Annotated in this window: 18 protein-coding genes; 7 read left to right on the top strand and 11 right to left on the bottom strand. The window is 60.3% G+C overall.

Annotated elements, in window-relative coordinates:
• Nucleotides 1–57 precede the first annotated feature (57 nt).
• From M0814_RS13710 to gpmI, 4 genes are all read right to left on the bottom strand, one after another.
• A complete protein-coding gene (locus M0814_RS13710; protein ID WP_103485270.1) occupies nt 58–834 on the bottom strand; it encodes a divergent polysaccharide deacetylase family protein in 777 nt (258 codons plus the stop codon).
• A 2-nt stretch (nt 835–836) separates the two neighbouring features.
• Nucleotides 837–2,156, bottom strand: coding sequence for a S41 family peptidase (locus tag M0814_RS13715; RefSeq protein ID WP_103485269.1), 1,320 nt, complete (start codon nt 2,154–2,156; stop codon nt 837–839).
• Between the two features lie 31 nt (nt 2,157–2,187).
• Nucleotides 2,188–3,474 (bottom strand): murein hydrolase activator EnvC, encoded by a 1,287-nt coding sequence (locus M0814_RS13720; protein ID WP_103485268.1) that lies wholly within the window; start codon nt 3,472–3,474, stop codon nt 2,188–2,190.
• A gap of 240 nt (nt 3,475–3,714) precedes the next feature.
• A complete protein-coding gene (gene gpmI / locus M0814_RS13725) occupies nt 3,715–5,244 on the bottom strand; it encodes a 2,3-bisphosphoglycerate-independent phosphoglycerate mutase (protein ID WP_103485267.1) in 1,530 nt (509 codons plus the stop codon).
• 154 nt (nt 5,245–5,398) lie between these two features.
• On the opposite strand from gpmI, the gene M0814_RS13730 reads away from it, so the two are divergent.
• From M0814_RS13730 to secB, 3 genes are read left to right on the top strand one after another with little or no spacing between them, the layout of a single operon-like run.
• Nucleotides 5,399–5,812 (top strand): rhodanese-like domain-containing protein, encoded by a 414-nt coding sequence (locus M0814_RS13730; protein WP_003220772.1) that lies wholly within the window; start codon nt 5,399–5,401, stop codon nt 5,810–5,812.
• Between the two features lies 1 nt (nt 5,813).
• Nucleotides 5,814–6,068, top strand: a complete 255-nt coding sequence (gene grxC, locus M0814_RS13735) for a glutaredoxin 3 (RefSeq protein WP_003220774.1) — start codon at nt 5,814–5,816, stop codon at nt 6,066–6,068.
• A 57-nt stretch (nt 6,069–6,125) separates the two neighbouring features.
• Nucleotides 6,126–6,611 carry a protein-export chaperone SecB gene (gene secB, locus M0814_RS13740; RefSeq protein ID WP_003220776.1) on the top strand — a complete coding sequence of 162 codons (486 nt, stop codon included), beginning with the start codon at nt 6,126–6,128 and terminating at the stop codon, nt 6,609–6,611.
• Between the two features lie 131 nt (nt 6,612–6,742).
• Here the strand turns inward: secB and M0814_RS13745 are convergent, their stop codons facing one another.
• Entirely contained in the window at nt 6,743–7,198 is a 456-nt protein-coding gene (locus M0814_RS13745) for a tRNA (cytidine(34)-2'-O)-methyltransferase (protein WP_003220777.1), read from the bottom strand.
• Between M0814_RS13745 and M0814_RS13750 the strand changes: the two genes are divergently transcribed.
• Entirely contained in the window at nt 7,197–7,637 is a 441-nt protein-coding gene (locus M0814_RS13750) for a hypothetical protein (protein ID WP_103485266.1), read from the top strand. The genes M0814_RS13745 and M0814_RS13750 overlap by 2 nt on opposite strands.
• Before the next feature lie 520 nt (nt 7,638–8,157).
• Here the strand turns inward: M0814_RS13750 and ntrC are convergent.
• The 5 genes from ntrC to glnA all read right to left on the bottom strand — a co-directional run bounded on the left by ntrC (nt 8,158) and on the right by glnA (nt 13,727).
• A complete protein-coding gene (gene ntrC, locus M0814_RS13755; protein WP_103485265.1) occupies nt 8,158–9,594 on the bottom strand; it encodes a nitrogen regulation protein NR(I) in 1,437 nt (478 codons plus the stop codon).
• Complete coding sequence (gene glnL, locus M0814_RS13760) at nt 9,591–10,676, bottom strand: nitrogen regulation protein NR(II) (protein WP_003220783.1); 1,086 nt, start codon at nt 10,674–10,676, stop codon at nt 9,591–9,593. Before glnL ends, ntrC begins: the two co-directional genes overlap by 4 nt.
• A gap of 231 nt (nt 10,677–10,907) precedes the next feature.
• On the bottom strand, nt 10,908–11,525 hold the full coding sequence (locus M0814_RS13765; RefSeq protein WP_103485264.1) for a DUF4124 domain-containing protein: 618 nt from the start codon (nt 11,523–11,525) through the stop codon (nt 10,908–10,910).
• A complete protein-coding gene (locus M0814_RS13770) occupies nt 11,522–12,034 on the bottom strand; it encodes a DUF4124 domain-containing protein (protein ID WP_103485263.1) in 513 nt (170 codons plus the stop codon). The genes M0814_RS13765 and M0814_RS13770 overlap by 4 nt, the downstream gene beginning before the upstream one ends.
• Nucleotides 12,035–12,320: 286 nt before the next feature.
• Nucleotides 12,321–13,727 (bottom strand): glutamate--ammonia ligase, encoded by a 1,407-nt coding sequence (glnA, locus tag M0814_RS13775; protein WP_003220788.1) that lies wholly within the window; start codon nt 13,725–13,727, stop codon nt 12,321–12,323.
• A 329-nt stretch (nt 13,728–14,056) separates the two neighbouring features.
• Here glnA and thiI point away from each other — a divergent pair, with 329 nt between their 5' ends.
• Both thiI and typA read left to right on the top strand, forming a co-directional pair.
• Nucleotides 14,057–15,511 carry a tRNA uracil 4-sulfurtransferase ThiI gene (gene thiI / locus M0814_RS13780; protein ID WP_103485262.1) on the top strand — a complete coding sequence of 485 codons (1,455 nt, stop codon included), beginning with the start codon at nt 14,057–14,059 and terminating at the stop codon, nt 15,509–15,511.
• A 139-nt stretch (nt 15,512–15,650) separates the two neighbouring features.
• On the top strand, nt 15,651–17,471 hold the full coding sequence (gene typA, locus M0814_RS13785; RefSeq protein ID WP_003220792.1) for a translational GTPase TypA: 1,821 nt from the start codon (nt 15,651–15,653) through the stop codon (nt 17,469–17,471).
• Between the two features lie 226 nt (nt 17,472–17,697).
• Here typA and M0814_RS13790 read toward each other — a convergent pair whose 3' ends face one another.
• Entirely contained in the window at nt 17,698–18,135 is a 438-nt protein-coding gene (locus M0814_RS13790; protein WP_045122258.1) for a YkgJ family cysteine cluster protein, read from the bottom strand.
• A 258-nt stretch (nt 18,136–18,393) separates the two neighbouring features.
• Between M0814_RS13790 and M0814_RS13795 the strand changes: the two genes are divergently transcribed.
• Nucleotides 18,394–20,844, top strand: a complete 2,451-nt coding sequence (locus M0814_RS13795; RefSeq protein WP_003220794.1) for a glycogen/starch/alpha-glucan phosphorylase — start codon at nt 18,394–18,396, stop codon at nt 20,842–20,844.
• Nucleotides 20,845–20,851: the final 7 nt, after the last annotated feature.

A 20,851-nucleotide genomic window follows, 5' to 3' on the forward strand; every position in this document is an offset into this window, starting at 1 on the left:
GTGTTGCTATTTGTTGGATTTGGCGCGGGGGTAATAAGCAGTTAATTAATTGGCCGGTTAGCGATAAATACCATTTTTCCCGTGTGCAGCGGTCGCCCTGTTGCTCCGCACGCTGATCATCTGCTTGATGTCGATCCACTCGATGCCCTGAGCTTTCAGCTTCGGCAATTCACGCTCCAACACTGCCAGCGTCTGCGGGTACGGGTGACCGATCATCACCGCCGATCCCTGTTTGCGCGCCAGGCTGATGGCGGTCTGCAGTTGGGTGAAAATCGCTGCTTCGGTGCGCTCGTCATCGAGGAATACATCCCGAGAAGCGCTCGCCAGGTCGATTTTCTGTGCCTGCTGCGCCGCCACGGTTTGCGCGCTGGTGCGGCTGTCGACGAAGAACTTGTGGCGGCGTTGCAACTCACCCATCAGCCACGCCATCGCCACCGGTTGCGCGGTCATGCGACTGCCCATGTGGTTGTTGATGCCCGCGGTGTAAGGGACCATTTTGAACGCGGCGTCGAGGCGCTTTTGCAGCTCTTCGAGCGGCAGTTCGGGGTGCCAGGCGTACGGGCCGGTGGCCGGATCCATCGGCATGTGCAGGATCACGATCTTGCCGGCGCGATGGGCTTCGCGGGCGAATTCGGTGGCGTGCGGCGTGTCGGGCATGATCGCCGTGGTCACCGGGCCGGGCAGGGCCAGCACGCGGCGATCCCGGGGCAGGTTCTGTCCCAGGTCGTCGATGATCAGCGTCAGGTAGGCTTTCGGCGGGGTGGTCTTGGCGGGTTCTGCGTGCGCAGCACCCGCCAGACAGCACAGCAGGACGAAGAGGAAACGCAAAGACATCCTCAACGGCCGGACGTGATGCTCAGCCCTTTGAGCAGGCTCAGGGCCTGGGCCAACTGGTAATCGTCATCCTGCGGCATGGCCTTGGCCTTCGCGCCGGAACCGGTCGGCTTGTCTGCGCCGCCGTTGCCGTTGCCCAGGTGGCCTTGCAGGTCGGCTTCCTTGAAGTAGTCGCCGTCCGCTTCGTTGGTGATCTTGGCCTTGCGCACTTCGATGTCCGGGACAATGCCCTGGGCCTGGATCGAGCGGCCGTTCGGCGTGAAGTACAGCGCCGTGGTGATCTTCAGCGCGCGGTCGTTGTTCAGCGGCAGCACGGTTTGCACCGAGCCTTTGCCGAAACTGGTGGTGCCCATGACCACCGCGCGTTTCTGGTCCTGCAGGGCACCGGCAACGATTTCCGACGCCGAGGCGCTGCCACCGTTGATCAGCACCACCATCGGCACCGCTTCGCTTTCGTCCTTGCCGGTGGCGGAGAAGCGCAGTTCGGAGTTGGCGATTCGGCCTTTGGTGTAGACGATCAGACCTTTCTTGATGAAGTGGTCGACCACTTCCACGGCTGCCTGCAACACACCGCCCGGGTTGTTGCGCAGGTCGAGGATGATGCCGTTGAGCTTCTTGCCGTTGTCTTTGCGCAGCTTGGCCAGGGCCTTGGAGACCTCTTCGCCGGTCTTGACCTGGAACTGGGTGATGCGGATGTAGCCGTAGCCCGAATCCAGCAGCTGCGCCTTGACGCTCTTCACTTGAATCACGGCGCGCGCCAGGGTCACGTCGAACGGCGTGCCGCCGTCGCGCACCAGGGTCAGGGTGATCTTCTGGCCGATCTTGCCGCGCATCTTGTCCACGGCTTCGGTCATGGTCTGGCCGCGAGTTGGCTGGCCGTTGATCTTGACGATGAAGTCGCCAGCCTGAATGCCAGCCTTGGACGCAGGCGTGTCGTCGATTGGCGACACGACTTTTATGAAGCCGTCTTCCGAGCCGACTTCGATACCGAGACCGCCGAATTCGCCGCTGGTGCTTTCCTGCAGCTCGGTGAAGTCTTCAGGGCCCAGATAGGCGGAGTGCGGATCGAGGTTGCTGAGCATGCCTTTGATCGCGTTTTCCAGCAGGGTCTTGTCGTCTACCGGCTCGACATAGGCGGCTTTGATTCGATCCATGACCTCGGCAAAGGTACGCAACTCTTCCAGCGGCAGCGGTGCCTTGGCGGTCGCGGCAGTACCTGCCGGAGCGACGGCCGGGGCCGGTTGAGCAGCGAACGCCAGAGGCGCGCCGATCACCACAGCGATCGTCAGGGCCAGCGAGGTAAGGCGGGACAAATGCAGCATGTCGAACGAACTCCTGAATTAGGCGACGCGCTTATCCTTGCGCGTGACACCATTGCGCCGGATCACTCGGGTGACCCTGCTGACGAATTGCGAAATACAGCGCTGATGTGTCCTGACCGCCACTGTTACCGACAGTGGAAATCGACTCACCGGCTTTTACTACGTCACCGGCCGACTTGAGCAGTGTCTGGTTGTGACCGTAAAGGCTCAGATAACCATTGCCGTGATCAAGGATCACCAGCAGCCCGGCGCCACGCAACCAGTCGGCGAACACCACGCGCCCGCCATGCACGGCATGCACCTGGCTGCCGGCAGCAGCGCTGATCATCACGCCATCCCACTTGGTCCGGGCATCGTCGCCACGGCTTTCGCCGAAGCGTGCCAGCAATCGACCATCAACCGGCCATGGAAGTTTTCCCCGGGTTGCGGCAAAAGGGCCGCCAAAGGTCTCGCCGCTGCTGGACACCAGTGCGCCGGGGGTAGATCTGGCGGGTTTTCGTGGGGCGTCGCTGTTTTCAGCCTGCGCCTCACGCAAACGCTTTTTTTCCGCTTCCTGCTGGGCGATCAGCGCTTTCTGCCGCGCTTCTTCTGCCTCACGAGCCTGGCGGGCCAGGGTTTCTTCAATGGTTTTAAGGACTTTAGACAGGTCTGCCTGATCCTGCTCGCGGGCGGCGAGTTTCTGGTCGCGGGCCTTCACGTCATCGTTGAGCTTGGCGAGGACTTGCTGGCGTTCCTTGCGGACCTTTTCCAGCTCGTCGCGCTGGGTGTCGAGGCTGCTTTTCTGTACCAGCAATTGCGCCTGTTGCGTGGCGATATCTTTTTCGACATTGGCCAGTTGGCGCAGGGTTTCGTTGAAGTTCTTCAACTGCTCCAGGCGGGCCTGGCTCAGGTAATCGTAATAGGTGAGGGTGCGGGCGAATTTCTCGGGATTCTGCTGGTTGAGCAGCAGCTTGAGGTATTCCTGACGGCCGTTCTGGTAGGCCGCGCGGGCCTGGATGGCGATCAGTCGCTGCTGTTCAGTGCGCGCGCTCTGGAGTTTTTTTTTCTCCGCATCGAGCCGCTGCAGCTCGGATTCGCTTTTCTTCAGCTCTTTCTGCAGGGCATCGACCTGCTTCTCGAGCTTGCCCATCTCGGTTTCAGTGCCCTTGAGCTCTTTCTGCACGCCGGATTTTTCTTCCTGCAGCTTGCCCAGCAGCTTTTTCAGCTCGGCAATGTCCTGACGCGTGGCATCCAGCTGCTGTTGGGTTTGCGCGCGCTCGTCAGCGAAGGCCGGTTGGAGCAGGCATGTCAGAGCGAGGGCGATCAGGACGCGGAGCATAGAGGCGGGCGGCACCAGGGTAATGGACGGCCTAGTATGCCCGCCCGAGGCTGCAAAAAAAACGCCCAATTGGGCTTGTGTGATAACTGGAGCAGATTCGGTAATAAAAATAGCGCAAAACCAATGTGGGAGCGGGCTTGCTCGCGAATGCGGGGCGTCAGTCAACATCAACGTTGCTGATACTCCGCATTCGCGAGCAAGCCCGCTCCCACAGGGTTTGGCGGTGTTTGATCTGGCGAATTACACCAGAATCGACGTGCCAGTCATTTCCGCTGGTTTTTCCAGACCCAGCAGCATCAGCATGGTCGGGGCCACGTCCGCCAATACGCCACCTGCGCGGACCTTGAGGTCACGCTTGCCGACATAAATGAACGGCACTGGCTCGGTGGTGTGTGCGGTGTGAGCCTGGTGGGTTTCTTCATCGGCCATTTTTTCGACGTTGCCGTGGTCGGCGGTGATCAGCGCTTCGCCGCCAACCTTTTCCAGCGCTTCGACGATGCGCCCGACGCAGGTGTCCAGGCATTCCACGGCCTTCACCGCAGCGTCGAACACGCCGCTGTGGCCGACCATGTCGCCGTTGGCGTAGTTGACCACGATCACGTCGTAACGCTGATGCTCGATGGCATCGACGATGCGGTCGGTGACTTCCGGCGCGCTCATTTCCGGCTGCAGGTCGTAGGTGGCGACTTTCGGCGACGGGATCAGGATGCGCTCTTCACCCGGGAACGGCTCTTCACGGCCACCGGAGAAGAAGAAGGTCACGTGTGCATATTTTTCGGTTTCGGCGATGCGCAGCTGGGTCTTGCCGTTCTTCGCCAGATAGTCGCCAAGCACGTTTTCCAGGCTGCCGGCGGCGAAGGCCGATGGCGCAGGGATGCTGGCGGCGTATTGGGTCAGCATGACGAAACCGGCCAGTTTCGGCTGGCGCGCGCGTTCGAATTCCTTGAAATCGTCTTCGACGAATACGCGGGTCAGCTCGCGGGCACGGTCGGCGCGGAAGTTCATGAACACCACGGCGTCGCCGTCTTCGACCTTGACCGGCTCACCGATGGTGGTGGCTTTGACGAATTCGTCGCTCTCGCCACGGGCGTAGGCGGCTTCGAGGCCTTCCTGGGCGGTGGCGGCGTTGAACTCGGCGTTGCCGTCGACGATCAGGTTGTAGGCCTGGGACACGCGGTCCCAGCGGTTGTCACGGTCCATCGCGAAGTAGCGACCGACGATGCTGGCGATACGGCCCTTGCCAAGTGCCTGGAAGGTCGCGTCGAACAGTTCGATCGACGACGTGGCGCTTTTCGGCGGCGTGTCGCGACCATCGAGGAAGGCGTGCAGGTAGATTTTTTCGGCGCCGCGCTTGAAGGCCAGTTCGGCCATCGCGACCAGGTGATCCTGATGGCTGTGCACGCCGCCATCGGACAGCAGGCCCATGAAATGCACGGCTTTGCCGGCGGCCACGGCTTTATCCACAGCGGCGCAGATGGTCGGGTTCTCGAAGAACTCGCCGTCGCGGATCGCTTTGGTCACGCGAGTGAAGTCCTGATACACCACGCGCCCGGCGCCGAGATTCATGTGACCGACTTCGGAGTTGCCCATCTGGCCGTCCGGCAGGCCGACGTCCATGCCGCTGCCGGAGATCAGGCCGTTCGGCAATGTGGCCCAGAGACGATCGAGCACAGGCTTCTTCGCCGCATACACGGCATTGGATTCGTGGCTGTCACTGTGACCGAAGCCGTCGAGAATCATCAGGACCAAAGGTTTAGGCGTGGTAGTCATGGAATCCACTCGTGGCTAATAAAGAAGAGGGCGTTGAAAAAGGGAGTGGCGAGTTTAATGCTTAGTTCCGACCACGTCACCGCCGGACGGGGTTTGGCCCACCATAGGGGCTGTGTATACTGGCCGACATTTTAACGCCCTGGAACCTCCTTCGATGGTTGCTCACCTGATTGAATTTGCCACTAACCACTACATTCTTGTCGGTATCTTCGTCGTATTGCTGGCTTTGCTGCTGGCGCACACGATGCAGGGCGGCGGTAAAAGCCTGAGCACCGGCGAACTGACCGCACTGGTCAACAAGGACGCAGGCGTGGTGGTGGACATCCGTCCGGCGAAAGATTACGCCGCCGGCCATATCGTTGGCGCGATCAACATTCCTCAAGACAAGCTGGCTGCGCGCATCGGCGAGCTGGAAAAGCACAAGGCCAAGACCATCATTCTGGTCGACGCTCTGGGCCAGACCGCTGGCACCCACGCTCGCGAGCTGATGAAATCCGGCTTCACCGCCGCCAAGCTGTCCGGCGGGATCTCCAGCTGGAAAGGCGACAACCTGCCGCTGGTGAAGTGATATGAGCGAAGTCATCGTCTACTCCAGCGATTACTGCCCTTACTGCATGCGAGCCAAGCAATTGCTCGCGAACAAAGGTGTGGCCTTCGAAGAGATCAAGGTCGATGGCAAGCCGCAGATTCGTGCTGCCATGAGCCAGAAGGCCGGACGCACGTCCGTGCCGCAGATCTGGATCGGCGAAAAGCACATCGGCGGTTGTGATGATTTGTATGCCCTGGAGCGCGCCGGCAAGCTCGACGCGCTGCTCAAGGCCTGAACGGCTGCACCCACGTACAGCAATCCCTAAAAGACCCAAGATCAGAAAGGATCTGAGATGACTGACCAACAGAACACTGCAGCCAGCGAAGAAGAAACCGCACCGCAATTCTCCTTGCAGCGCATCTACGTACGCGACCTGTCCTTCGAAGCCCCGAAAAGCCCGGCGATCTTCCGCCAGCAGTGGGACCCGACCGTCGGTCTGGATCTGAACACTCGCCAGAAAGAGCTGGAAGGCGATTTCTACGAAGTCGTGCTGACCTTGTCGGTTACCGTGAAAAACGGTGACGAAGTGGCCTTCATCGCTGAAGTGCAACAGGCCGGTATCTTCCTGATCAAGAACCTGGACGCTGGTTCGATGAGCCACACCCTGGGTGCGTTCTGCCCGAACATCCTGTTCCCGTACGCTCGCGAAACCCTGGACAGCCTGGTGACCCGTGGCTCGTTCCCGGCCCTGATGCTGGCTCCGGTGAACTTCGACGCCCTGTACGCGCAAGAGCTGCAGCGCATGCAGGCAGCGGGCGAGACACCGACCGTTCAGTAAGAAGTCTGAGCGACGACGCAAGTCCAATGTGGGAGCGGGCTTGCTCGCGAAAGCGGAGTGTCAGGCGACATCAATGTCATCTGATACGACGCCTTCGCGAGCAAGCCCGCTCCCACATTTGTTATGTGCTCTTATTTGAAGTCGTTCTGCCGCCACGCTTCGTACACGGCCACCGCCACGGTGTTGGACAGGTTCAGGCTGCGGCAGCCTTCACGCATCGGCAGGCGCAGGCGCTGTTCGGCGGGCAGGGCGTCCAGCACTTCCGGCGGCAAGCCGCGGCTTTCCGGGCCGAAGATGAACGCATCACCCGGGACGAACGCGGCATCGTGAAACGGCCGCGAACCTTTGGTGGTAAAGGCGAACAGCCGTGGGTTGCCGAGGCTTTCCAGGCAACTGGCGAGGTCGGCGTGGCGCTGCAACGTGGCATATTCGTGGTAGTCGAGACCGGCCCGGCGCAAGCGCTTGTCGTCCATCTCGAAACCCAGCGGTTCGATCAAATGCAGGTGGCAGCCGCTGTTGGCGCACAGCCTGATAACGTTGCCGGTGTTCGGCGGAATTTCTGGTTGAAAAAGGATGACGTGAAACATGCACGGCTCCGAAGGTAAAGATGACGCGCATTCTACGCCGCAAGCCGACCCGCGTTCGAAACTATTCCCGCGGGTGATCGGTTCGCTGGCGATTTTCGGCTTGATGGTCGGCTTGATGATCGGTCGCCTGACCACGCCGGATCCGACTGTGCTGCAGCAGGTCGAGGTGACCGCTGACGGCCTGGTGGTGTGGTTCAACAACGAACCGCAGCTGCACGGCGAAATCATCGACGGCACCGTGGCCCTGTTGTTTCAGGCAGAGGGCAAGGCGCAGAAGGGTCAGCTCAAGCTCAACGGCAAGGACGTGAACTGGCGAACGCGGGTGAGTGACGGTGGGTTGTTGCTGACGGTGCTGGCGGCGCGGCCGCTGCAAGGGGAGTGGGCCGGGAGCAAGGTCGATGACCGCTGGCGGCTGGAGATCCATCTCCGGGAGCAATAAAAGCGGGAATCCCCGGCCTGCCTGTACCAGGGTTCCCAAAACGGGGTGGACTTCGCTGCGAGCGTCGGTCCGGTGTAAAGAGGGAACCCCCGGCCTGCCTGTACCAAGGATCCCAAAAGGGTGGGCGCATCGCGTTGGCGCTGTGAGCCCGGTGTAAAGAGGGGATTCCCCGGCCTGCCTGTACCAAGGTCCCCGAAACGGGTGGTGAATCGAATCACCTGTAAGGGTTATTGCAGGGCGCGTGCCAGTTTTAGTATTTCGAAACAGAAAAAAGATTCAGATGCGCGAAAGCCCCGTAAATCGGGGCTTTCGTGTTTTTACTGGCTGGGTTTTTCAGCCTTGCCTGGATGGTTTTTGCAAAGGCTGCGATGCCCGATCACGGGTCAAAGTGCATTAGGTTGGTGCACGGCGGGGCCACTGTGGGAGCGGGCTTGCTCGCGAAGGCGTCGCGTCAGTCACTGATACGTTCCATGAACAGCGCTTTCGTGAGCAAGCCTACTCTCACAGAGGGCGTGGTTGATCAGCCCTCATCCCCCTCATCCTCGTCCCCGCCATCCACTTTCATCCCCAATTCCTTGATCTTGCGCGTCAGGGTGTTGCGGCCCCAGCCAAGCAATACCGCCGCATCGCGCCGCCGACCGGCGGTGTGCTTCAGCGCAGTCTCGATCATGATCCGCTCGAACGCCGGCACTGCGCTGTCGAGCAGGCTCGACTGGCCGCGAGCCAACGCCTGATCGGCCCACTGGCGCAGCGCTTGTTCCCAGTTGGTCACCGGCGCCGAATCCTGTGGCAGGCTCAGCAGCTCCGGTGGCAGGTCACTGATGTGCACTTCGCGCCCGGACGCCATCACGGTGATCCAGCGGCAGGTGTTCTCCAACTGGCGCACGTTGCCGCCCCACGGCAGGTTTTTCAGGTATTCCTCGGTCTCGCTCTTCAGCAGCTTCGGCTCCACCGCCAGTTCTTGCGCAGCGCGGCTGAGGAAATGCTTGGCGAGGGTCGGGATGTCTTCGCGACGGTCCGACAGGCGTGGAATGTGGATGCGGATCACGTTGAGGCGGTGGAACAAGTCCTCACGGAATTTCCCGGCATGCACCAGGGTTTCCAGATTCTGGTGAGTCGCGGCGATGATCCGCACGTCGACCTTGACCGGCACATGGCCGCCGACGCGATAGAACTCACCGTCCGCCAGCACCCGCAGCAAACGGGTCTGGGTATCCGCCGGCATGTCGCCGATTTCGTCGAGGAACAGCGTGCCGCCGTCAGCCTGTTCGAAGCGCCCGCGCCGCAGGTTGGCCGCGCCGGTGAACGCGCCTTTCTCGTGGCCGAACAGCTCGGATTCCATCAGGTCTTTCGGGATCGCCGCCATGTTCAGCGCGATGAACGGCGAGGCCGCGCGCGGGCTATGGCGGTGCAGGGCGTGGGCCACCAGTTCTTTACCGGTACCGGATTCGCCGTTGATCAGTACGGTGATGTTGGAATGGCTCAAGCGGCCGATGGCGCGAAACACTTCCTGCATCGCCGGTGCTTCGCCGATGATTTCCGGCGTGCGGGTCAGCGCCGGCACCACTTCCAGGCCTTGCTGTTCCTGCGCATGTTGGTTCGCGCGTTTGACCAGCGATACAGCCTCGTCCACGTCGAAAGGCTTGGGCAGGTATTCGAACGCGCCGCCCTGATAGGAGGCGACGGCGCTGTCCAGGTCGGAGTGAGCGGTCATGATGATGACCGGCAACCGTGGATGCTGTTCGCGGATGCGCGCCAGGAGGTCGAGGCCACTGGCGCCCGGCATGCGGATATCGGAAATGATCACATCAGGCTGCTGACGGGCCAGACGACTCATCACGCCATCGGCGCTGTCGAAGCTCTGGGTAGTCATGCCTTCCTGCTGCAAGGCCTTTTCCAGAACCCAACGGATAGAACGGTCGTCATCGACGATCCACACGGTTTCACTACGGCTCATGTCGATGTGGCTCCTTGTTCCAGTGGCAGAAAGATCGAGAACGTGGTGTGGCCGGGGTGGCTGTCACACTCGATCAGGCCCTGGTGCTGGCTGATGATGTTCTGGGTAATGGCCAGGCCCAGCCCGGTACCGTCCGGGCGGCCGCTGACCATGGGAAAGAAAATGGTTTCCTGGAGTTCCGCGGGGATCCCGGGGCCGTTGTCGATGATCTCGATCTTGGTCACCAGGCGATGACGGACGTGGCCGATGGTGAACTGGCGCATGGTCCGGGTGCGCAGGCTGATGCGGCCCAGACGCAGCTCGTTCTGGCTGCTGATCGCCTGCATCGCGTTGCGCACGATGTTCAGTACGGCCTGAATCATTTGTTCGCGGTCGATCAATACGTCGGGAATGCTCGGGTCGTAGTCGCGCACCAAGGTGATGCAGCCCTGGCTTTCCGCTTCGACCAGTTGGCTGACGCGCTCCAGCACTTCGTGGACGTTGCACAGTGCGAGTGACGGCAGCTTGTTGGAGCCGAGCATGCGGTCGACCAGATTGCGCAGGCGGTCGGCCTCTTCGATGATCACATTGGTGTAGTCGCGCAGACTGTCTTCCGGCAGCTCACGGGCCAGCAACTGCGCCGCACCACGGATACCGCCGAGCGGATTCTTGATCTCGTGGGCCAGGCCGCGCACCAGCATCTTGCTGGTTTCCTGTTTGGACAGCTGCGCCTCTTCCTTGGTGATCCGCAGCAGGCGATCACGCGGGTGCACTTCCAGCAGGAGCATGGTCGCGCCGTTGCTGAGGATTGGCGTCACCGCGTAGTCCACGGTCAGGGTCTGGCCGGTGAGGGCGGTGAGCATCGCTTCGCGTTTGGTGAACGGGTGTGCCTGTTCGACCGCCTGCCGCAGCGAGTTGAGCGCCTCGGTGGACTCGGTGAACAGCTCGCTGATGAACTGGCCATGACTGCGCTGGCCGCTGATGGCCAGCAGCATCTCGGCCGCCGGGTTCATGTACTCAAGGCGCAATTCGGCGTCGAGCAGGATGGTGGCGGTGGTCAGGTTGTCGAGCAGCAAACGGTGGATTGCGTCGCTAATAGTCATCGGAGCCTCTTTTGGGGGCGGAGCGTGCGCAAGAAGCAGGCGTCGTTAAACGGAAAATGCAAAAACCAAACCAAGGCTCCGAAAAGAAGCGTTCAACCCGTGAAACAGGCGTTTGACGCTCGTTTGCGTGGCGCCATTGCCGCCGGAACGGGAAGTTTCGAACCAAAATGGGTTGGGATGTGGGTACGGTGCAACCTTATGCACCAATATAGTGCGCAAAGCTGAACGGCGTCAGAAGAAACGCAGGAAGGGATTTTTTTCTTCGGCGGGTTTGTCTTTCAGCGGACATTCCGGGCGCACGCCGTAGTCCTCGCTGACGCAGGGTTTGACCTGGCGTTTCTGCGCCAGCGAGATGCGCAGCATGTGGAACGGCTGGTTGGCGGTGCGCTCGACGATGCGACCCTCGGCATCGAGGATTTCCACCGACAGGTTGTGGCTGCCACGGTCGACGTTACTCAATGGGAATACCGGACTCAGGCCCGGCTCGCCAGTGGCCTGGCCGTCGAGCAACAGGCGATAGCGATGGCCCTGCTGTAAACCGGGTTCACTGGTGACGCTGACGATCACCTCGCCCGCGCTGCTGCGAATGGTCGCATCGGGCTCGGGGATCAGGATGCGCAGCATGTCGTAGTGGAACAGCGGTTGTTCCGCGACCTTTTTTGCAGCGCTGATCGGTGCTGCAGCCGTGGGGTTGGCCGACATGCGATTACTGGTCGCGACAGGTACGCGCTTGGCGTTGCCGCGCGGCTGGTCGGTGTAGACGCGATTGCCCTGGGCGTCGACATAGGTGAAGACCTCGGCGTGCACGGGCAGGGCGCACAGGCACAGGATCAGCCAGAAAATCCTCACGGCTTGTGCACCCGCTGCACGGTGAACACCACCGCCGGGCTCTGCTGGATGATCGCTTCACCGTCGATCACCTGCACCGCGAGACGATGCTCGCCGCGATCGACATTCACCAGTTGCAGGATCGGCACGTTGCTCGGCTGGCCGTAGGGCGCATCGTCCAATACCAGTCTTAGTTGGTGCGGCGGCTGCAGGCGCGGCTTGATCTGCACGTTGACGGTGAAGGTGCCGTTGTTGGCGCGCAGGGCTTCTTCGCTGGGCAGGCCGGTCAGTTCCAGCACTTCATAAGCACTGCGCGCCGCGGGGCGTGTGTCCGTGCTGGCGGACGCCGGGGTGCTCGGTGCTTGCGGCTCGACGCTGTTGAGCGGTGGCAGCTCCAGCGGCTGCGCCTTGACGCCGTCCGGCGAGTGATCGCTGTAGACCGTGTTGCCGTTGGCGTCAGTGTACTTGTAGATCTGCGCGGCGGCGGGCAGGGCGATCAGCAGCAGGAGGTAGAGAAAGGTGCGACCCATGAAATCGACCGGCAATGAAAACGATGGTGTGGAGCATAGGCCAGGTGTGGCGGTTGGCCCAACCCTGGACATATCCGCAAATCATTCAGACGCCAAAATCCCCTGTGGGAGCGAGCCTGCTCGCGAAGGCGGCGTATCAGCCGCCTTCCCTGTCAATGACCCACCGCATTCGCGAGCAGGCTCGCTCCCACAGGGGATTTGCGTAGTTTCAAAAATCGTGGGCAATAAAAAAGGCCTCCCGAAGGAGGCCTCTTTTTGTCACGCCGCGTAGCGCGGCGCTACCGGATCAGCAGCTGTAGTACAGCTCATATTCCAGTGGGTGTACGAAGGTGCGGACCTTGATTTCTTCTTCGGATTTCAGCGCGATGTAAGCGTCGATGAAGTCGTCGGAGAACACGCCGCCCTTGGTCAGGAACGCACGGCCCTTGTCCAGCTCTTCCAGGGCTTCTTTCAGGCTGCCGCAAACTTGTGGGATCTCTTTCGCCTCTTCAGGCGGCAGGTCGTACAGGTTTTTGTCAGCGGCATCGCCTGGGTGGATCTTGTTCTGGATACCGTCCAGGCCGGCCATCAGCAGTGCTGCGAAAGCCAGGTACGGGTTGGCAGCCGGATCCGGGAAACGGGCTTCGATACGACGACCGCGTGGGCTGTTGACGTAAGGAATACGGATCGAGGCGGAACGGTTGCGAGCCGAGTAGGCCAGCATCACCGGCGCTTCGAAACCTGGCACCAGACGCTTGTAGGAGTTGGTGGCCGGGTTGGTGAAGCCGTTCAGGGCCTTACCGTGCTTGATGATACCGCCGATGAAGTACAGGGCGGTTTCGGACAGGCCGGCATAGCCTTCACCTGCGAAGGTGTTCTTGCCGTCTTTGGCGATGGACATGTGCACGTGCATGCCCGAGCCGTTGTCGCCGTACAGTGGCTTCGGCATGAAGGTCGCGGTGCGGCCGTATGCGTCGGCAACGTTGTGCACAACGTATTTCAGCGTCTGAACTTCGTCAGCTTTCTTCACCAGGGTGTTGAACTTGACACCGATTTCGTTCTGACCGGCAGTCGCCACTTCGTGGTGGTGAACTTCAACGGTCTGGCCCATCTCTTCCAGTGCGTTGCACATGGCAGTACGGATTTCGTGGTCGTGGTCGAACGGCGGAACCGGGAAGTAGCCACCTTTGATACCAGGACGGTGGCCTTTGTTGCCGCCTTCGATGTCCTGGTCGGACATCCACGAGCCTTGTTCGGAGTAGATCTTGAACATCGAGCCGGAGATGTCGGACTTGAACTTCACTTCGTCGAAGATGAAGAACTCTGGCTCGGGACCGGCGAAGACGGTGTCACCGATACCGGTGGTCTTCAGGTATTCCTCGGCACGGTGAGCGATGGCGCGCGGGTCGCGATCGTAACCTTGCATGGTCGACGGTTCGATGATGTCGCAGACCAGGATCAGGGTCGCGTCTTCGGTGAACGGGTCCAGAACGGCAGTGTCGTCGTCCGGCAGCAGGATCATGTCGGAGGCTTCGATGCCTTTCCAGCCAGCGATGGAGGAACCGTCGAACATCTTGCCGACTTCGAAGAAATCGTCTTCCAGCGCATCGCGAGCCGGCATGGTCACGTGGTGCTGAGTGCCTTTGGTGTCCGTGAAGCGCAGATCAATCCACTTGACGTCATGATCTTTGATGAGTTGAACCGACTTCGACATAGTGTCCTCCGGGGTGGCTTAGGGCTTGGTAGTGGATGCCCTTAATATGGGTGATGCCGGCGCAGATACTCTGCCAAGGCAACCTGCCTCACAAGGGAGCAAATTGCATGCCAGTGCCCCAGCATGGGTTTTTTGCCCCAAATTCACGCTTTCACAGGAGGAAAGCGCCATAAAGGCGAAAATCTCGCCCTTTAATGTAGCGTCTTAAATCAAAAATGACCCGTTTTGGTGCAAGTGAAACCTTCTGCATATTAACTGGTTAAACCTTGAGCAATTTCCGCTATAATCCGCGCCCCCCTTTTTCGGCTGGCCCTGCGCGCGCTGTTTTCATGAAACTAATCGTAAAAGTCTTCCCCGAGATCACCATCAAGAGCCGCCCTGTCCGGATGCGTTTCATCCGCCAGCTGGCCAAGAACATCCGCGCCGTGCTCCGCGATCTGGACCCGGCCGTGGTGGTGAACGGTGTGTGGGACAATCTCGAGCTGGAAACCCGCGTTACCGACCCCAAAGCCTTGAAAGAGATGGGCGAGCGCCTGACTTGCACTCCGGGTGTCGCGCACTTTCTGCAGATCGACGAGTACCCGCTGGGCGACTTCGACGACATCACCGAGAAGTGCAAACAGCACTACGGCGATGTGCTGGGCGGGAAGATTTTCTCGGTGCGCTGCAAGCGTGCAGGCAAGCATCCGTTCAGCTCGATGGACGTTGAAAAATACGTCGGCAGCAAGCTGCGTCGTGAGTGCGGTGCGGCCGGAATCGACCTCAAAGACCCGCAAATCGAAGTTCGCATCGAAGTTCGCGACCAACGGTTGTTTGTCATTCACAGCCAGCACAACGGCATCGGCGGATATCCGCTCGGCGCCCTGGAGCAGACGCTGGTATTGATGTCCGGCGGCTTTGACTCGACGGTTGCCGCCTACCAGATCATGCGCCGCGGCCTGATGGCGCATTTCTGCTTCTTCAATCTGGGCGGGCGTGCCCACGAATTGGGCGTGATGGAAGTCGCGCATTTCATCTGGAAGAAGTACGGCAGCTCGCAACGCGTGCTATTTGTCAGTGTTCCGTTCGAAGAAGTGTTGGGCGAAATTCTCGGCAAAGTCGATAACAGTCATATGGGCGTCGTATTGAAGCGTATGATGTTGCGCGCATCGTCGGCCATCGCTGATCGGCTGCACATCGACGCGCTGGTCACCGGCGAAGCGATCTCCCAGGTATCGAGCCAGACGCTGCCGAACCTGTCGGTGATCGACTGTGTGACCGACAAACTGGTCCTGCGCCCACTGATCGTTGCGCACAAGCAGGACATCATCGACACGGCCAACGAGATCGGCACCGCCGATTTCGCCCGGCACATGCCGGAGTACTGCGGGGTCATCTCGGTCAATCCGAAGACCGCCGCCAAGCGCCACCGTGTTGAGCACGAAGAGAAAGAATTCGACATGGCGGTTCTCGAGCGTGCGCTCGAAAACGCCAAACTGGTGTCGATCGATCGGGTGATCGACGAATTGGGCCAGGATTTGCAAATCGAAGAAGTCGGCGAAGCGCTGGCCGGTCAGATCGTCATCGACATCCGTCACCCGGATGCGGCCGAGGATGACCCGCTGGAAATCGCCGGCATAGAAGTACAGACGATGCCGTTCTATGCAGTGAACGCTCGTTTCAAGGAGCTGGATCCGACTCGCCAGTACCTGCTGTATTGCGACAAAGGCGTGATGAGTCGCCTGCATGCTCACCATTTGCTCAGTGAGGGGCATGCCAATGTGCGCGTTTATCGACCGAGCTAAGTGCCCGGGGCTGTTTGCCTGTGGCCTGCGTCACCGGCCCCCCGACACCGCCGTCAAGCTGTAACGGCCATGCCGGACACTACTGTTAATCGCTGCCAAGACTTGTCAGCAAACCGAATCCTCTGATCGAGATACACAAGTGATCGAAAATCTACGTAACATCGCCATCATTGCCCACGTTGACCATGGTAAGACCACCCTGGTAGACAAACTCCTGCGTCAATCCGGCACCCTGGAGCGCAACGAGCTCAACGACGAGCGCGTGATGGACTCCAACGACCAGGAAAAAGAGCGCGGTATTACCATTCTGGCGAAAAACACCGCCATCAACTGGAACGGCTACCACATCAACATCGTGGATACCCCGGGCCACGCCGACTTCGGCGGCGAAGTAGAACGCGTAATGTCGATGGTTGACTCCGTTCTGCTGCTGGTTGACGCTCAAGACGGCCCTATGCCGCAAACCCGTTTCGTGACCAAGAAGGCCTTCGAAGCCGGCCTGCGTCCAATCGTGGTCATCAACAAGGTTGACCGTCCAGGCGCGCGTCCGGACTGGGTTCTGGACCAGATCTTCGACCTGTTCGACAACCTCGGTGCTACCGAAGAACAACTGGACTTCCAGGTTGTTTACGCTTCGGCCCTGAACGGCATCGCCGGTCTGGACCACACCGCCATGGCGGAAGACATGACTCCGCTGTACCAAGCTGTAGTCGATCACGTTCCGCCTCCGGCCGTTGACCGTGACGGTCCGTTCCAGATGCAGATCTCCGCTCTGGACTACAACAGCTTCCTGGGTGTTATCGGTGTTGGCCGTATCGCTCGTGGTCGCGTCAAGCCGAACACCCCGGTTGTCGCTATCAGCGCCGACGGCAAGCGCCGCAACGGTCGTATCCTGAAGCTGATGGGTCACCACGGTCTGCACCGTATTGACGTTGAAGAAGCAGCGGCTGGCGACATCGTCTGCATCAGCGGCTTCGACGAGCTGTTCATCTCCGACACCCTGTGCGATATCAACACCGTCGAGGCGATGAAGCCGCTGACCGTTGACGAGCCAACCGTTTCCATGACCTTCCAGGTAAACGACTCGCCATTCTGCGGTAAAGAAGGCAAGTTCGTGACCTCCCGTAACATCAAGGATCGTCTGGACAAAGAGCTGCTGTACAACGTTGCACTGCGCGTTGAAGAAGGCGACTCGGCTGACAAGTTCAAGGTTTCCGGCCGTGGTGAGCTGCACCTCTCGGTACTGATCGAAACCATGCGTCGCGAAGGCTTCGAGCTGGCCCTGGGCCGTCCTGAAGTGATCATCCGTGAAGTTGACGGCGTGAAGCAGGAACCGTTCGAAAACGTCACCATCGACATCCCTGAAGAATCGCAGGGCAAGGTCATGGAAGAGATGGGTCTGCGTAAGGGCGACCTGAGCAACATGGTGCCGGATGGCAAGGGCCGTGTTCGTCTGGAATACAACATCCCTGCTCGCGGTCTGATCGGTTTCCGTAACCAGTTCCTGACCCTGACCAACGGTGCTGGCATCCTGACCTCGATCTTCGACCGTTACGCACCAGTGAAGTCGGGCCACATGTCCGGCCGTCAGAACGGCGTTCTGGTTTCGGTTGAAACCGGCAAGGCACTGACCTACTCGCTGGAAACCCTGCAGGCTCGTGGCAAGCTGTTCGTAGAACACGGCCAGGAGATCTACAACGGTCAAATCGTTGGTCAGAACAGCCGCGACAACGACCTGGGTGTGAACCCAACCAAAGGCAAGAAGCTCGACAACATGCGTGCTTCGGGTAAAGACGAAACCATCGCTCTGGTACCACCTGTTCGCTTCACTCTGGAACAGGCTCTGGAATACATCCAGGAAGACGAGCTGTGCGAAGTCACGCCTAAGTCCATCCGTCTTCGCAAGAAGATCCTGGACGAAAGCGAGCGTACCCGCGCTGCCAAGAAAGCCAAGGCGTAATTTAGCCCGAGCTTGAAAAAACGCCCCCGGTCGCGAGACCGGGGGCGTTTTTGTTTGTCCGGGATTTAACCGAGACGGGGGCGGTGTTTGTGCTGGCCTCTTCGCGAGCAAGCCCGCTCCCACAGCAGATCTCGGTGAACACAAATCTTGTGTACGCCATGGTTCCCTGTGGGAGCGGGCTTGCTCGCGAAGGCGGCCTGACCGGCGCCGAAAATTTCAGGAACGATCAGAACTTCTCGATCGACCGCGAGTTCTGCACTCGCTCCACTTCTTTGGGCTTGTACGCGCAATACCCCGGACGCGGGCCGATTTTCGGGTGGTTGCGGCAGGTGTCCGGGCGCTTGTCATAAATGGTGCACAGGCGCGATTTACGATCCAGGTAGTAGCAATCGTTGTTGCTCATGCGCTGCAGGGTGAAGATCCCCGACTTCTGGTTGAAGCGTTCGACCAGCCCTTCCTTTTGCAGGCGCTTGGCGATGTTCTTCGGCGGATCGCCCAGCTCGAACTCGTCGACCACGCCGATGCGCACCAGATCCTTGATCTTGACCTCGACCGGCAGCGTGCAGCAGCTGGAGATACAAGAACCGCACATCGGGGCCGAATATTTGGCCCACGTATCGAGACGATCAATCTCGGCGGCGGCAATCAGGTTGGGCTTCATCATCGGGAGTTACCAGGCGTGTGCATCAGGGCGCGCGATCATACCGGGACTGGTGGATTTTTGAACAACCTTTCGCCAGATTTTTTCATCGTCCGCCAAAATTGGCGCTTAACCCGGCACGGGCCATGCATCGATCAGCGTGCTCGCCAAGGTTATGCCGGGCGATCTCACACTCTCAAGAAAAACTGCCGAACCAGAGCCGCCAGCGTCGGTCAGACCGTCTAGGCTCAGACAATTCCCCGCTCGCTCGAGGTCCTATCGATGACTCAAGAACCACTAGTTCGCGAAGCAGAGGTGGCCGCATTCCGCGATGCCGTCCTGACCAAGCTCACCTATGCAGTGGGCAAAGACCCGGATCACGCCTTCGACCATGACTGGTTCGAAGCCATTGCCCTGGCGGCGCGCGACCACATGGTCGAGCACTGGATGGACCACACCCGGCAGATCTACCGCAAAGGCCAGAAGCGGGTGTATTACCTCTCGCTGGAATTTCTCATCGGTCGTTTGCTCTACGACAGCCTGAGCAACCTCGGCCTGCTCGACGTCGCCCGTGAAGCGCTGACTGAACTCGGTGTCGATCTGGAACGGATCCGCCTGCTCGAGCCGGATGCGGCACTCGGCAACGGCGGCCTCGGGCGTCTGGCGGCGTGCTTCATGGAAAGCATGTCGACCCTCGGCATCGCCGGGCACGGCTACGGCATTCGCTACGAACACGGTCTGTTCCGTCAGGCCATCGTCGACGGCTGGCAGCAGGAACAGACCGAGCACTGGCTGGATTTCGGCAACCCGTGGGAGTTCGAGCGTCCGGAAGTGGTGTACTCGATCGGCTTCGGCGGCAGCGTCGAAACCGTCACCGATGCCAGCGGCAAGACCAAACAGGTCTGGTCGCCTGCGGAAACCGTGCGGGCGATTGCCTATGACACGCCAGTGGTCGGCTGGCGCGGGGCGAGCGTCAACACCCTGCGCCTGTGGCGCGCCCGGGCGATGGAAGATTTGCACCTGGAGCGCTTCAACGCCGGTGACCACTTGGGCGCCGTCGCCGAAGTCGCCCGGGCTGAAAGCATTTCCCGGGTTCTCTATCCGGCCGACAGCACCGAAGCCGGGCAAGAGCTGCGTCTGCGTCAGGAGTATTTCTTCGTCGCCGCTTCGCTGCAGGATTTGTTGCGCCGCCATCGCAACATGCACACCTCGGTGCTGACCCTGGGCGATCACGCGGCGATCCAGCTCAACGACACCCACCCTTCGATTGCCGTCGCCGAATTGATGCGCCAACTGGTCGACGTCTACGACGTGGCTTGGGATGCGGCGTGGCAAGTCACCGTCGACACCCTGTCGTACACCAACCACACGCTGCTGCCGGAGGCGCTGGAAACCTGGCCGGTCGGCCTGATGGAGCGCATGCTGCCGCGGCACATGCAGATCATTTATCTGATCAACGCCCAGCACATCGACTCGCTGCGGGCCAAAGGCATTCACGATTTCGACGTGCTGCGCGCGGTGTCGCTGATCGAAGAGGACAACGGTCGCCGTGTGCGCATGGGCAACCTCGCGTTCCTCGGTTCGCATAGCGTCAACGGCGTGTCCGGGCTGCACACGCAGTTGATGCGCAAGACCGTGTTCGCTGAACTGCACAAGCTCTACCCGGAGCGGATCAACAACAAAACCAACGGCATCACCTTCCGCCGCTGGCTGTTCCAGGCCAACTCCGAGCTGACCTCGATGCTGGTCGACTCCCTCGGCCCGGAGGTGCTGGATAACCCGGAAGAACGCTTGCTCGACCTCGAACCGTTCGCCGAGAAACCCGCCTTCCGCAAAGCCTTCGCCGAACAACGCCTGCACAGCAAAAAGGCCCTGGCCTACCTGATTCACGAGCGGCTGGGGATTGCAGTCAATCCGGCGGCGATGTTCGACGTGCAGGTCAAACGGATCCACGAATACAAGCGCCAGTTGCTCAACCTGATGCACACCGTGGCGCTGTATCAGGCGATCCGTGCCGAGCCGGAAACCGACTGGGTGCCGCGAGTGAAAATCTTCGCCGGTAAAGCGGCGGCCAGTTATCACCAGGCCAAACTGATCATCAAACTGACCAACGACATCGCCCGGGTGGTGAACAACGACCCGACCGTACGCGGCTTGCTGAAAGTGGTGTTCCTGCCCAACTACAACGTCAGCCTGGCGGAGAGCATCATTCCGGCGGCGGACTTGTCCGAGCAGATTTCCACCGCCGGTTTCGAGGCTTCGGGCACCAGCAACATGAAGTTCGGCCTCAATGGCGCACTGACCATCGGCACCCTCGATGGCGCCAACGTGGAAATGTGCGAGCGCATCGGCGCCGAGCACATGTTCATCTTCGGCCTCAGCGCGCAGCAGGTCGAAGCGCGTAAACAGAACCACGAGTTCAGCGCCGCACCGGATATCGCTGCGTCCCATCGTCTGAACGATGTGCTGCAAGCGATCCGTAGTGGTGTGTTTTCGCCGGACGACACGTCGCGCTACACCGGGCTGATCGATTCGCTGGTGGACTACGACCGCTTCCTGGTCTGCGCCGACTTCGACTCGTACTGGGAAGCGCAGATGCGCGTCGATGCGCACTGGCACGATTCCAATAACTGGTGGCGTTCGGCAGTGCTCAACACGGCGCGCATGGGCTGGTTTTCGTCAGACCGGACGATTCGCGAGTACGCCACGGATATCTGGAAAGCGCTGGAGTAATCTTTCG

This window comes from Pseudomonas sp. MWU12-2020, assembly GCF_023100605.1.
GTDB classification, from domain to species: Bacteria; Pseudomonadota; Gammaproteobacteria; order Pseudomonadales; family Pseudomonadaceae; genus Aquipseudomonas; species Aquipseudomonas fluorescens_H.

What these genes read in the sequence shown, in the direction of transcription:
- ntrC (WP_103485265.1), bottom strand. Translation starts at nt 9,594, where the DNA reads ATGAGCCGTAGTGAAACCGTGTGGATCGTCGATGACGACCGTTCTATC.
- M0814_RS13790 (WP_045122258.1), bottom strand. Translation starts at nt 18,135, where the DNA reads ATGATGAAGCCCAACCTGATTGCCGCCGCCGAGATTGATCGTCTCGAT.
- M0814_RS13730 (WP_003220772.1), top strand. Translation starts at nt 5,399, where the DNA reads ATGGTTGCTCACCTGATTGAATTTGCCACTAACCACTACATTCTTGTC.
- M0814_RS13745 (WP_003220777.1), bottom strand. Translation starts at nt 7,198, where the DNA reads ATGTTTCACGTCATCCTTTTTCAACCAGAAATTCCGCCGAACACCGGC.
- secB (WP_003220776.1), top strand. Translation starts at nt 6,126, where the DNA reads ATGACTGACCAACAGAACACTGCAGCCAGCGAAGAAGAAACCGCACCG.
- M0814_RS13710 (WP_103485270.1), bottom strand. Translation starts at nt 834, where the DNA reads ATGTCTTTGCGTTTCCTCTTCGTCCTGCTGTGCTGTCTGGCGGGTGCT.
- M0814_RS13715 (WP_103485269.1), bottom strand. Translation starts at nt 2,156, where the DNA reads ATGCTGCATTTGTCCCGCCTTACCTCGCTGGCCCTGACGATCGCTGTG.
- M0814_RS13750 (WP_103485266.1), top strand. Translation starts at nt 7,197, where the DNA reads ATGCACGGCTCCGAAGGTAAAGATGACGCGCATTCTACGCCGCAAGCC.
- M0814_RS13770 (WP_103485263.1), bottom strand. Translation starts at nt 12,034, where the DNA reads ATGGGTCGCACCTTTCTCTACCTCCTGCTGCTGATCGCCCTGCCCGCC.
- M0814_RS13795 (WP_003220794.1), top strand. Translation starts at nt 18,394, where the DNA reads ATGACTCAAGAACCACTAGTTCGCGAAGCAGAGGTGGCCGCATTCCGC.
- glnL (WP_003220783.1), bottom strand. Translation starts at nt 10,676, where the DNA reads ATGACTATTAGCGACGCAATCCACCGTTTGCTGCTCGACAACCTGACC.
- grxC (WP_003220774.1), top strand. Translation starts at nt 5,814, where the DNA reads ATGAGCGAAGTCATCGTCTACTCCAGCGATTACTGCCCTTACTGCATG.
- gpmI (WP_103485267.1), bottom strand. Translation starts at nt 5,244, where the DNA reads ATGACTACCACGCCTAAACCTTTGGTCCTGATGATTCTCGACGGCTTC.
- glnA (WP_003220788.1), bottom strand. Translation starts at nt 13,727, where the DNA reads ATGTCGAAGTCGGTTCAACTCATCAAAGATCATGACGTCAAGTGGATT.
- thiI (WP_103485262.1), top strand. Translation starts at nt 14,057, where the DNA reads ATGAAACTAATCGTAAAAGTCTTCCCCGAGATCACCATCAAGAGCCGC.
- M0814_RS13720 (WP_103485268.1), bottom strand. Translation starts at nt 3,474, where the DNA reads ATGCTCCGCGTCCTGATCGCCCTCGCTCTGACATGCCTGCTCCAACCG.